This is a genomic window from Mycobacterium sp. NGS61 (genome assembly GCF_059812325.1).
The window spans coordinates 525,272-537,880 of record NZ_JCALCL010000002.1 but is presented as its reverse complement, the minus strand read 5'-3'; the positions used below and the strand labels follow the sequence as shown (position 1 = coordinate 537,880).

Here is a 12,609-nt window from a genome sequence, read left to right as displayed (position 1 = left end):
TGTGCCACGATTACCGGCACACCCAACGTCTCGATTCCGAGGAGAGTCCATGCCGAATCGATTGGCCGACAAGGTTGCCCTCATCAGCGGTGGCGCCCGCGGCATGGGCGCTGCCCACGTCCGGACGCTGGTCGCCGAAGGAGCCAAAGTGGTGTTCGGCGACATCCTCGACGACGAGGGCGCCGCCGTCGCAGCAGAAGTCGGCGACGCCGCCCGTTACCTGCACCTCGACGTCACCCAGCCCGAACAATGGGACGCTGCCGTCGAAACCGCGCTCGGCGAGTTCGGCCGCCTCGACATCCTGGTCAACAACGCCGGCATCATCAACATCGGAACCTTCGAGGACTACGCGCTGTCCGAATGGCAGCGCATCCTCGACATCAACCTGACCGGCGTCTTCCTGGGCATCCGGGCGGTGGTCAAACCGATGAAGGCGGCGGGCCGCGGGTCCATCATCAACATCTCCTCCATCGAGGGCCTGGCCGGCACCATCGCCTGCCACGGCTACACGGCCACCAAATTCGCGGTTCGGGGCCTGACCAAATCCGCCGCACTCGAGTTGGGGCCCAGTGGAATCCGGGTGAACTCCATCCACCCCGGCCTGATCAAGACGCCAATGACCGAATGGGTGCCCGAAGACATCTTCCAGACCGCCCTGGGCCGGGCCGCCGAACCCGAGGAGGTCTCCAGCCTGGTGGTTTACCTGGCCAGCGACGAATCCAGCTACTCCACGGGTTCGGAGTTCGTGGTCGACGGCGGCTGTGTCGCCGGCCTGGGACATAAGGATTTCTCCGCCGTCGAGACCGACGCGCAGCCCGAGTGGGTCACCTGATCCCCGAATGGTCGAAAAACGCCTGGACCGAGTCGAGTTCACCTACAGTTAGCCAACGCGGAACTGGGCATCGAGCCAGGAGGAGACCATGTCGTTCCTAACCACCGTACCCGAGCAAATCGGTTATGCCGCAACAGATCTTGCCGGCGTCGGCGCCAACCTGAGCGCCGCCGGGAACGCGGTGACGGGACCTACGACGACGCTGCTCGCGGCCGGCGCCGACGAGATCTCGGGCGCCGTGGCAGCACTGTTCAACAGCTATGGCCAGACGTATCAGACGGTGAGCACCCAATTGGGGCGCTATCACGACCAGTTCGTGCGGGCCCTGGCCACTTCGAGCACCGCCTACGCCAGCGCCGAGGCAGCCGCGGCAGCACCCCTGCAGAGTGTGTTCGACCTGATCAACGCGCCGAGCCAGGCCCTGCTGGGACGCCCGCTGATCGGCAACGGAGCGAATGCCGCCCCCGGATCGGGTGCCGACGGCGGCGCCGGTGGATTGTTGTACGGCAACGGCGGGGCCGGCGGGTCGGGGTCGGCCCTGGGACAACGGGGTGGCAACGGCGGAGCAGCCGGCCTGATCGGCAACGGTGGGGCGGGCGGGGCAGGCACGCTGGGTGGTCTCGGCGACAGCGGTATCGGCGGCAACGGCGGGCGGGGCGGGCTGCTGGTCGGCAACGGCGGGGCGGGCGGCGCCGGCGGGTTCCTCCTGGCGGGCGGCAACGGCGGGGCCGCCGGACTGCTGTTCGGACATGGCGGTGCCGGGGGCAGCGGTGGTCTCGGCTTCGGCGGTCTCGGAGGCAACGGCGGGGCCGGCGGAGCAGGAGGGTCGCTGTTCGGCAGCGGCGGGGCCGGTGGCTCCGGCGGCCAGGGCGGCACCGGTGGCACCGGCGGCACCGGTGGCGTCGGCGGAGCCGGCGGACTGCTGTTCGGCGCCGGCGGGCACGGCGGCGACGGCGGCCAAGGTGACGTGCGGGGAGGCACCGGCGGCACCGGCGGCGTCGGTGGGGCCGGCTTCTTCGGCACCGGAGGGGACGGCGGAGCCGGCGGTGCCAGCCTCAACACCGGCGGCAGCGGCGGCACCGGCGGGGCCGGCGGGCTGCTGATCGGCGGTGGCGGCGCCGGCGGAAACGGTGGGGCTGGGCTGTCGGCCACCGGCAACGGCGGAGCGGGAGCGGACGGCGGCAGATCCGGCATGCTCTACGGCGATGGCGGCAGCGGTGGGACCGGCGGCGACGGGCAACTTGCCGGGGGTGCCGGTGGTGCCGGTGGAAACGCCGCGGGACTGGTCGGCAGCGGTGGCGGGGGCGGACGCGGCGGGACCGGCAACGCCGGCGGTGGAGCGGGTGGCGCAGGCGGTACCGCCGCAGCACTGATCGGCGATGGTGGCGACGGCGGCGCAGGCGGGTCGTCGGGCTCGGCAGCTGGCGGGAAGGGCGGCGCCGGCGGCGACGCCGCACTCATCGGCGGGGGCGGAGCCGGTGGGGCCGGCGGAGACGGCACCGGCTTCGTGGCCGGCGACGGCGGCAACGGCGGCGACGCCGAGCTGTTCGGCAACGGCGGAAACGGTGGCAACGCCGGATTCGGCGTCAACCCGGGCGCCACGGCCGGGACCGGGGGCACCGGCGGACTCCTGTTCGGCGCCGACGGTGTGAACGGACTGATATAGCCACCACGGACCGGTCGTCGTGCAGCGGTACGCTTCGGCGCCCACCCGGGCCCGGCGATCCCGCTCAGAATACGTCGGGGTTGCGCTGTATCTCGGCCGGCACCGGGTGCTGGTAGAGCCGGGATGCGTTCTGCCAGGTGATCTTCCGGATCACTTCGGGCGGCAGCCCGCCGATCTCTTCGTGAACGGTCCGCTGGGTGTGCGGCCACGTCGAGTCGCAGTGTGGATAGTCGGCCTCCAGCATGATGTTGTCCATGCCGATCCGGTTGTACTGGACGAACGAGGACTTGTCCTCCACCGCGCAGAACCAGAAGTTGCGGGTGAAAACCTCTGCGGGAGTGAGTTTTTCCTTCAACGCCTGCCAGGTGCCGTACATCTCGTGGTAGCTCAGCATATGGTCCAGCCGGTCCAATAACCCGGCCACCCAGCCGATTCCGCCTTCGGACAGGCATATCCTGAGTTCCGGGAACCTGCTGGGCAGCCCGGAGTACAGCCAGTCCACCGCAGCGGATATCGCGTAGGCGAAGAACAGCACACCCTGCACATCGGGCGGGGCGTCCTCGGTGGTCGACGGGGACGAACCGGACGAGCCGATGTGCAGGTTGACCACGGTGCCGGTCTCGGCGCAGGCCGCCATCACCGGATCCCAGTGTCCCGAGTGGATGCTCGGCAACCCGAGCAGCGCAGGGTTCTCGCTGAACGTCACCGCGTGGAAACCCCGTTCGGCGTTCGCGCGGATCATGGCCGCGCCGAGTTCGGGATCCAGCAGCCAGGGCAGTTGGCAGGGAATGATCCGGTCGGGGTAGGGCCCGGCCCAGGCTTCCAGATGCCAGTCGTTCCAGGCCCGCACCGCGGCCAACGCCAGGTCGCGATCCTTGGTCACCTGTTGCAGCCGCTGCCCGGCGAACCCCGGCAGGAACGACGGAAAGTTCAGCGACGCGTAGATGCCGTTGAGGTCCATGTCCGCGACCCTCGCATGAATATCCCAAGCGCCCCTGCGCATTTCGTCGAACCGGACCGGTTCGAACCCGTACTCGGATACCGGCCGCCCCACCACCGCGTTGAAGCCGACGTTGGGCAGTATCTGGTCGTCATACACCCAGGTCTGTCCGCCCTGCGGGGTGTCGACGACTTTCGGGGCGCGGTCGGCGAACTTGCGCGGCAACCGACCGGTGAAGGTGTCCGGCGGTTCCACGATGTGATCGTCCACCGAGATCAGGGTGTAGTGCCGTCGCGCTCGGGGCGGATCCGGCAGAAATGTGACCGAGCGGTCCTCCCCCGTCTTGGCGGTGGTGAAGTTCAGGTCGCCGGCCAGGTCGTCAATCGATTTCACGTCGCGGGCCTCCTCGGTTGGGGCGAGCCGGAATCAGCTGAGCACATCGGGGTCGGCTTTGATCGTCATGCGGGCCGCACCCGCCCAGTAGACATCGGCGGCACGTTCGATCAGCGAGGCCTGCATGCCGGCCATGTCCGACCACCGCATCTGTGCCGGTTCGCGGCCGGTCAGCAGCACGTCGTAGGCCAGTCGGCACACCCGTTCAATGGATGCCGCCCGATAGACGGCTTCCGGCAGGGTGCGCCCGGTGGCGATGACACCGTGATTCGCCAGAATCGTCAGGTTGGCGCCACCGATGTGTGCCGCGAGATCTGCTGCGCGAGTGGGGCTGTCCACTTCCCCGCCGTAGGACTCGACCAGGCACAGGTCGTCGGTGAACAGGGCCCCGGTCTGGTGCAGGAGTTCGGGCAACCTGCCCAGTGCGGCCAGCACGCACACGTAGTACGGGTGATTGTGGATGACCACCCGCGCGTCGTCGCGGACCCGGTGCAGCTCGGTGTGGATGTGGATCGCCGGGGTGACGTCCCACCGGCCCCGGATCACCCGCGCGTCCGAGTCCACCGCACAGATATCGGAGGCGGTGAGTTCCTGCCACCACAACCCCCACGGGTTGACCAACATGTCGGTCCGACCGTCGAGTTGCCAGGTGATGTGCCCGGCCATGTTCTCGGCGAACCCGATGGACGCCAGATGACGGAACGCCACCGCGAGCGCCTGTTCATCGGACAGGTCGACTCCGATCGGGGGCAGCACCGCCGGCGCCCATACCTGCAACCCGCCTTGTCGCGCCTGCGGTTCACTCATCGCCTGTCTCCATTCTGCGCCGAATATCCTCACGGAGTTGACCTTTGGCCACTTTTCCCCCGGACGAACGGGGCAGCTCGTCGAGCACGATGAGCCGTTCAGGCAGCAGCTCTTTCGAAACGCCAAGTGCCAGCAGATGTTCGACGAGTGCGGGCAACTCGATACGCCGCTCATCGACGAGTTCGGCGTAGAGGCACACCTTCTCGCCGAACACCGGGTCGGGCATCGCGACGGCAGCGGTCACCGCGAGTGCGGGATGCGTCATCGCCGCATCCTCGACTTGGGCGGCGCTGATGTTCTTGCCGCCCCGCAGGATGAAGTCCGAGGTTCGGCCGGTGACGGTCAGGTATCCGTCAGAGTCGATCTGGCAGATGTCGCCCATCCGCATCCACCCGTCGCGGGTGAACAGTGCGTCATGGTCGGCGCCGCCGGCCAAACCGCTCAGATACCCCAGGCTGGTCGCCGGACCGCGGCAGGCCGGCTGACCGCGCCCGGTCTCGGTGACATCGCGGTCGCCGTCGAAAAGCCGGACCGACATCTCCGGGATGATCCGACCGCCGGTGCGGAGCCGTTGACGCGGCGGGTCGTCCAGCGTGGTCCCACTGAGCACGCCGGTTTCGTTGGAGCCATAGAACTGCAGAATTGTCGCGCCAGTCAGTTCTTCGAATTCCGCCGCCGGGCGGTACGGCAGCGCTTCCCCACCGGTGAACACCACCCGCAGCGAACTCAAGTCGTACCCGCGGGTGTCGGGGTCAGCCATCAACATCGTCAATTGCGTACTGACACAGCACAATACAGTGACCCGGTGCCGCGCGACGGCTTCGCACACCGCCGCGGTGGTGAACCGCCGCAGAATCACCGCCATGGCACCCAGATAGATCGGGGTGGTGTGACTGGTCCAGATGCCGAACCCGAAAGGCATCGGTATCACCGGAAGGAACACGTCCTCGGGCGTCAGCTGCCCATTGCCGACGGCCTTCTGGTGAAAGTAGTGCCAACGGTTCTGCGTGTGAACCACGCACTTCGGCAGACCGGTGGTCCCTGAGGTGGAGTTGATCAGGAACACGTCGTCGGGTCCCAGCTGCGATCTGACGCCCACCGCGCCGGGCCGGCCGCCGCGATCATCCAACCGCAGGTCGTCCCGCAACACCAGCACTGTCCTACCGCCCACCACCCCCGCCGCGGCGACGCCGCGCTGGTGATCGCAGATCACCAACTTCGGCTCGGTGGCCACCAACAACTGGGCGACTTCTCGTGCGCCGGCGCGCGCGCCGATGCCGACCACGACGGCGCCGCATCGTTCGACGCCGACGAACAGCACGTGCAGGGCCGCCGAATCGCCGTGCCAGACTCCGATCCGGTCACCGCGCCGCACACCGTGCTCGGCGAGCTGCCGGGCCAGCGCGGTCGCCGCAGCATCAAATTCGGGCCAGGTCAGCGTGGTCGTGGCCAGGTCGTCCCGCTGGTCGCAGTAGGCCGTGCGACCGGGCCGGCGTTCGGCGTTGCGCCGCACCGCGTCGGACAAGGTGGATTCCGACCACCAGCCCGCGGCGCGGTAGCGGGCTACTTCCTCGGCGGTGAACGCGGGCGATCGCGCGATCGTCAGCGCGCCGGCGTGCATAGCCAATGATAGGAAACGACGGGCGCCGCAGAGCAGACGGTCCGGGGCCCGCATGGCAAGGATTTAGCGCGCTCCAAGGATTTATAGAGAATCCTGTAAGGGCGGGCCCGGAGGCTGATGGTCGCCCGTGCACAACCGGAGCAACGACTTCACACAGGAGCCAAGGGACCGTCATGGCCATCGTCGATTCGCCGATACATCATCATCCGCCCGGATCGCATCACGGGGCACCGCCCGGTGCAGTGGGTTATCGGGAACTGCCCAGCCGCCACCCGTGGGAGATCGGCCTGCTGGTCCTGGTCATCCTGTCCAGCGTCGTGCTCTACCTGATCGCCACCGTCGTGGTACTGACCGGTCACGGCAGCCTGCTGTGGCTCTCGGTGCTGGCCACACCACTGGTGCTGTTCCTGGCCAGGGGCTTGAACTACGGCCGGCAACGCACGAACGGCGTCAAGATGTCGCCCACCCAGTTTCCGGATGGCTACTGGTTGGTGGCGCAGGCCGCGCAGCGGTTCGGGCTCACCGAAATCCCCGACGCGTACGTGGTGTTGGGCAACGGCCAGATCAACGCCTTCGCCAGCGGTCACGGCTTCCGCCGTTACGTGGTGGTCTACAGCGATCTGTTCGAGGTCGGTGGCCAGGCGCGCGACCCGGAGGCACTCGCCTTCGTCATCGGTCACGAAGTGGGACACATCGCGGCCGGACACGCCTCCTACTGGCGGCAGCTGAGCCAGCTGGCCATGAAGATCCCGTTCCTGGGCCAGGCGCTGTCCCGGTCGATGGAGTACACCGCGGACAACTACGGGTACGCGTTCCATCCGGAAGGCGCCCGGCGGGCCATCGGGGTGTTGAGCGCCGGCAAGTACCTGCTGCGCTGGGTTGACTTCGACGGGATGGCGGACCGGGCCGAGTCGGAGACCGGATTCTTCGTCTGGCTGTCCAACATGGTGGCGTCGCATCCGGTCAACACCTGGCGGGCGTCGGCGCTGCGCAACCGCGCCGTCGCGGGCGCCCTGTTCTTCCGTCCGAAACAACCGCACGCGGTGGCGCCCCTGCCGACCCACTGGGCACCACCCCACGCCGGCGGCTGGGGGCAGTAGCTGCTCTCCAAGACCGGGTCGGGTCCGGGCTGTGGAGCGGCGCCGTACCAGGCGCCGCTCCGACAGTCGTCGGGTACTCGCCGACAGCGCGCGATCACCCGCCGGGTAGACATGACCGCATGATCCTGGACAAACACGAACTGGCCGTGCGGATGGCCGAGTTGGCCCGGACCCTGGCCACCCCGAGCTCCGTCGAGCAGATCCTGGCGAACGTCACCGCCACCGCGGTCGAGTTGATACCCGGGGCAGATACCGCCGGAATTCTGCTGGTCCATGGCAGCGGCAAGTTCGAGTCGCTCGGCGATTTCAGCGATCTGCCCGGGAAGCTCGACGATCTCCAACACCGATTCCAAGAAGGCCCCTGCTATCAGGCCGCGCTGCAGGACACCATCGTGCGGACCGATGATTTCCAGACCGAACAGCGCTGGCCGAAATACTCGCCGGCCGCGCTGGAACTCGGCGTGCGCAGCGGACTCTCGTTCAAGCTCTACACCGCGGAGCGCACGGCGGGCGCGCTGAACCTGTTCGGGTTTGCGCCCGGGGTATGGGATGCCGAAGCGGAGACCGTCGGCACCGTGCTGGCGGCGCACGCTGCCGCGGCGATCCTGGCCGGCCGCCACGACGAGAACATGCAGACCGCGTTATCCAGCCGCGACCGCATCGGGCAGGCCAAAGGCATCATCATGGAGCGCTACAACGTCGACGACGTGCGTGCCTTCGAGATGCTGCGCGCGTTGTCGCAGGAGAGCAATTCCAAGCTCATCGACATCGCGCAGCGCGTCATCGACACCCGCGCGCAGACGGCGGGGTGATCAGCCGCTCTTCAGGCGGATCTTCCAGCGCACGAAGCCGAGGTAGAAGACGCTGAGCAGCACCAACATGCCCATATCCAACGACCAGGCACCCACCGTGTGCTTCCAGTGTGAATCCCTGGGGATCTGCGGAAGGTGCGACAGTTCTGTCAAATTGACCGTTGACGCCGAAGCCGCGAAACCCCACCGGGCCGGGGTGACCCAGGACATCTGATCGAGCCCGATTCGGCCGGTGACCGGGATCATGCCGCCGGAGAACACCAGCTGCGACATCACCGCGACGACGAGCAGCGGCATGATCTGCTCGCTGGTCTTGGCCAGCGAGGACAACACCAACCCCAGCATCGCCGACGCGACGGTGGTCGCCGCGATGTCGACGTAGAGTTCGAAAGCCGGCGGACTCAGCAGGACAGCGCCCTTGGTCGGGCCGCCCTTGCCGATGAGCGCGATCACCGTGACGATCGCCGACTGGACCAGCGCGAATATCGTGTAGACGCACACCTTGGCCAGCAGATATGCGGTGGTGGACAGACCTACTGCCTGTTCACGCAGGAAGATCGCCCGCTCACCGATCAGGTCGCGAATGGTCAGTGCCGTGCCCATGAAGACCGCGCCGACGTTCAGCAGCACCAGGATCTGGGCCGGCTCGGTCGGTGCATCGCCGGTCGGGTTCGGTGTACCGAAACCGACATCACCGGGCACCGACATGGACAGCGAACCCATGATGAACGGCAGTATCGCCAGGAAGATGAAGTAGCCGCGGTCGGAGATGATCAACCGCAGTTGCCGTCGGGCAATCGTGGAGAACTGTCGAAGCAGGCTGGTATGCGCCGCCTCGCCCAACTCCGCGGGTTTTTCCACCGGTGGCGCCGGGGGCGGCGGGCCGTTCCGTTCCAGGTACCGGGCCTTGGCGCCGTCCGGGTCCTCGGCGACGGTGCTGAAGATGTCGGCCCAGTTCGTCGTGCCCATGGCCGGACCGATCTGGCTGGGCGGCCCGCAGAATGCGGTCTTGCCGCCCGGCGCCAGCAGCAACACCTGGTCACACACGTCCAGATAGGTCAGCGAGTGAGTGACGACCAGCACCACACGCCCGGCGTCGGCCAACTGCCGCAGCATGGTCATGACCTGGCGGTCCAGCGCCGGGTCCAGGCCCGAGGTCGGTTCGTCGAGGATCAGCAGCGACGGGCCGGTGAGCAGTTCCAGCGCCACCGAGGCGCGTTTGCGCTGACCGCCGGACAGCTTGTCTACCCGCGTCTCGAGGTGCTTGGTCATCTCGAGTTCCTCGAGGACCCGGGCGACCACCTGTTCGCGGTCCTCTTTGGTGGTGTCCGGCGGCAGCCGCAGCTCGGCGGCATACATCAGCGCCTGCCGTACGGTCAGCTGACCGTGCACCACGTCGTCCTGCGGCACCATGCCGATCCTGCTGCGCAGCGAGGCGTATTCGGAGTGCACGTTGTGGCCCTCGAAGGCGACCGTGCCGCTGGTCGGGTGGGTATACCCGGCCACCAGCTTGGCGAAGGTCGACTTGCCGGCACCCGAGGGTCCGATGACGGCGGTGAGCATTCCCGGCCGTGCGGTGAGCGAGATATTGTCCAGCAGCGTCTTGTTGCCCTCGATGGTCCACGTCACCCCGCGCACATCGAGGCCGCCGGTACGGGTCTCCAGCAGGCTCTCTTCGCGACGTGAGAGAGCGCCGTTGGCGAAGACGAGGTCGATGTTTCCGATGGTGACGACGTCGCCGTCGCGCAAGATCGCGGATTCGACCCGGGTGCCGTTGACGAATGTCCCGTTGATACTGCGGTTGTCACGGATCTCAACGCCATTGGCGGACGGGATCAGCGTCGCGTGGTGGCGCGATGCCAGCACCTCGGGAATGACGATGTCGTTGTCGTCGGCGCGACCGATCTTGATCGCGTTCGGCGGCAGGTCGCCCCCGGCCTTGCCCGGCCGCAGGATCTTCATCATCGACGTCCGGCCGCCCACGTCGGCCGTGCGGCCGATCACCGGCGGCGGCTGCTGCGCCGCCGCGGGACGATAGATCTGCGGCCCGCTCTGTTGCGGCGGCATCGGTTGCGGCCCCGACGGGTAACGGGGCTGTCCCGACGGCGGCGCAGACGGAATCCGCTGGGTCGACGGGGCCTGTTGTTGCCCCCAGTTGGCTCCGGACGGTGGCGGGCCCTGCGCGGGGATGGGCCCGCTGGGCCGGGACGGTATCGCCATCGCCGTCGTCGGGGGTGGGCGACCCACCGAACCCTGGCTACGGCGGCCGACTTCGAACTCCAGCGCCGGGCCATCGGGGTTGCCGATGTTGATGCGCTGTCCGTCCTGGACGTCGACCACCGGCACGCGGCGGTTGTTGACGTACAGCCCGTTGAGGCTGCCATTGTCGATGGCGACCCATCGACCCTGGTCAAAGCGCAACAACAGGTGCACGCGGGAAATGAGGGGGTGCGCCACGCGGACGTCCGCGCGTAGATCACGCCCAATGACTACATCGTGGCCTGCGGCGAAGGTGCGTTCGGCTCCGTCATAACGCACGGTCAGCACAGGTGGGGCAGCTGTCTGGGTCATCGCACCCAACTGTATCGGCACGGTGGTCATTTAAAGAAGGAAGGCGTCAAATATGTGTTACCGACCGACTCGGCGTGAGTTGGGCGCCGCCGCGGGCGTTCCGCGACCGTTATCCCTGCTGAATATCCGGGGCGCAGGTGGTCCGCCGCGGTAGGCGCATTCGGTTAGCGGCGCGGTGGGACGCTGCCGCGGCGAATGTCCTCCAGGCATTGCAATCGGGTCTGCCCGGTCTGCTGTACGCACACCTGGACCGGTGTCTCCTGCTCACTGGGTAGCGCTGTTTCGCCCGGTCCCGGCGCAGAGGTGGCGGTGGGACTGGCCACCGGGCCTTCGGTCAGCGACCAGATGCCGGTTTCTTTGTTGCTGCCCTGCAACGGGGAGCAATACGCCTTGACCCGGGCGGTGGTCTGACCCTCGCCGCCGAGCAGGGCGCATTCGGCACCGATGGCGACGAAGGGCAACTCGGGCGGGGCAGCTGCCGACGGCGCCGGCGCGGCGTTGGCACTGGTGGTGGTCGTGGTTTGCGCGGCCGTCGCCGCCCGCTCTTCTTCGTCGGCACGCAGAAACTCCTGCAACGCGAAGACGACGGCGATGACCAACAGAATCGCCAACACCCCCGGGATGACAACGGCGGGCCGCAACAGCGACCGGCGCGGTGGCGCCGTCACTGCGGGCAGCGACACGTTGGTTTCGTCGGCGTCGCCGGTGTCACCGAGATGGTGGCCGAGCGCCCGTGCGAAATCGATGCAACGTAGGTAGCGGTCCTTGGGATCCTTGGACAGCGCCTTGCTGAAGACCGGATCCAGATCGGCCAGGGAGGGACGGCGCTCCCCTATCGGCGGAGGTGCCGCGGTGAGATGCTGGCTGATCACCACGGCGGGGTTCGAATGCTGAAACGGCGGTGTCCCGGTGAGCAGCTGATAGGCCGACGCCGCCAGGGCATACTGATCGGCCCGGCCGTCGAGGTCGTTGCCCATGAGTTGTTCCGGCGCCGCGTAGGCGACGGTGCCCACCGTCATGTTGGTCGCAGTCAGACCGGTCGACTCGCCCACCAGTCCGGCGATCCCGAAATCGGCCAGCAATATCCGTCGGTCCGGTGAGTCGGGCTGCGCGATGAGCATGTTGGCCGGCTTGACGTCGCGGTGGATCATCCTGTGCTCGTGGGCGTAATCGAGCGCCTCAGCCACCGCGGTGATGATCTCGACCACCTCGGGACCTGGCATACCGTTCGGATACCGCTCGTCGAGCAGCGCACCGGCATCGGTCCCGTCGACGTAGTCCATGTCGATCCACAGCTGACCGTCGGTTTCGCCGCGGTCGTGCACGGCGACGATGTGGGGATGCCACAGGGCGGCGGCTGTTTCAGCCTCCCGGTGAAACCGCTCCCGGTATTCCCGGTCGGCCGAAACATCGGCCTTGACCACCTTCAGGGCGTCCTGGCGTGGCAGTCGGGGGTGTTTCGCCAGGTAAACCTCGCCCATACCGCCGGACCCGAGTTGCCGGACAATGGTGTATCCAGCAAAGGTCGAGCCTTCGTCGAGCGGCATGGCGGCATAGTAGCCTGCCCCAGGGCTCGGCAAACCCGGCATTGTGACCGTCACGGACGTGGGGCGCGGCTGCCGGCGAGGTTCATTCGACCGCCCAACCGGGGCGCAGGGCCGACGGCCCGTCGTCGCATCAGGCGCGTATCGGTGCAGAAAGTTTGACTCCGGAGGTTTGAGCCGCGCGCGGACGGGGCATGGCGGTTGCGGTCATGCAGCCGCAGACGCCAGGCGCATCCTGCTCAGCCCCAGCAGGTAGTCGGTGAACGCCTGCAATTTTTCGCGTCCAGTTCTTGTATGCATTCATGTTGTGCCCCAACAGTTTT

Annotated in this window: 9 protein-coding genes; 4 read left to right on the top strand and 5 right to left on the bottom strand. The window is 67.7% G+C overall.

The features are described 5' to 3' along the window. Positions 1 to 49 precede the first annotated feature (49 nt). Positions 50 to 832, top strand: a complete 783-nt coding sequence (locus AC5Y3Z_RS07030; RefSeq protein WP_463825351.1) for an SDR family oxidoreductase — start codon at positions 50 to 52, stop codon at positions 830 to 832. Positions 833 to 920: 88 nt separating this feature from the next. Further along, positions 921 to 2,498, top strand: a complete 1,578-nt coding sequence (locus AC5Y3Z_RS07025) for a PE family protein (protein ID WP_463825350.1) — start codon at positions 921 to 923, stop codon at positions 2,496 to 2,498. Positions 2,499 to 2,562: 64 nt separating this feature from the next. Here AC5Y3Z_RS07025 and AC5Y3Z_RS07020 read toward each other — a convergent pair whose 3' ends face one another. The 3 genes from AC5Y3Z_RS07020 to AC5Y3Z_RS07010 are packed head-to-tail and all read right to left on the bottom strand — an operon-like array spanning position 2,563 to position 6,259. Then, positions 2,563 to 3,831, bottom strand: coding sequence for an amidohydrolase family protein (locus AC5Y3Z_RS07020; RefSeq protein WP_463825349.1), 1,269 nt, complete (start codon positions 3,829 to 3,831; stop codon positions 2,563 to 2,565). 33 nt (positions 3,832 to 3,864) lie between these two features. Beyond that, entirely contained in the window at positions 3,865 to 4,638 is a 774-nt protein-coding gene (locus AC5Y3Z_RS07015) for a class II aldolase/adducin family protein (protein ID WP_463825348.1), read from the bottom strand. Next, positions 4,631 to 6,259: a class I adenylate-forming enzyme family protein gene (locus tag AC5Y3Z_RS07010; protein WP_463825347.1), complete on the bottom strand. Its 1,629-nt coding sequence runs from the start codon at positions 6,257 to 6,259 to the stop codon at positions 4,631 to 4,633. Before AC5Y3Z_RS07010 ends, AC5Y3Z_RS07015 begins: the two co-directional genes overlap by 8 nt. 173 nt (positions 6,260 to 6,432) lie before the next feature. On the opposite strand from AC5Y3Z_RS07010, the gene AC5Y3Z_RS07005 reads away from it, so the two are divergent. Both AC5Y3Z_RS07005 and AC5Y3Z_RS07000 read left to right on the top strand, forming a co-directional pair. After that, positions 6,433 to 7,359, top strand: coding sequence for a M48 family metallopeptidase (locus AC5Y3Z_RS07005; RefSeq protein WP_463825346.1), 927 nt, complete (start codon positions 6,433 to 6,435; stop codon positions 7,357 to 7,359). A gap of 119 nt (positions 7,360 to 7,478) precedes the next feature. Further along, on the top strand, positions 7,479 to 8,171 hold the full coding sequence (locus AC5Y3Z_RS07000) for a GAF and ANTAR domain-containing protein (protein WP_463825345.1): 693 nt from the start codon (positions 7,479 to 7,481) through the stop codon (positions 8,169 to 8,171). Here AC5Y3Z_RS07000 and AC5Y3Z_RS06995 read toward each other — a convergent pair whose 3' ends face one another. Further along, positions 8,172 to 10,742: an FHA domain-containing protein gene (locus AC5Y3Z_RS06995; RefSeq protein WP_463825344.1), complete on the bottom strand. Its 2,571-nt coding sequence runs from the start codon at positions 10,740 to 10,742 to the stop codon at positions 8,172 to 8,174. A gap of 164 nt (positions 10,743 to 10,906) precedes the next feature. Then, positions 10,907 to 12,289 (bottom strand): serine/threonine-protein kinase, encoded by a 1,383-nt coding sequence (locus AC5Y3Z_RS06990; protein ID WP_463825343.1) that lies wholly within the window; start codon positions 12,287 to 12,289, stop codon positions 10,907 to 10,909. Between the last annotated feature and the right edge of the window lie 320 nt (positions 12,290 to 12,609).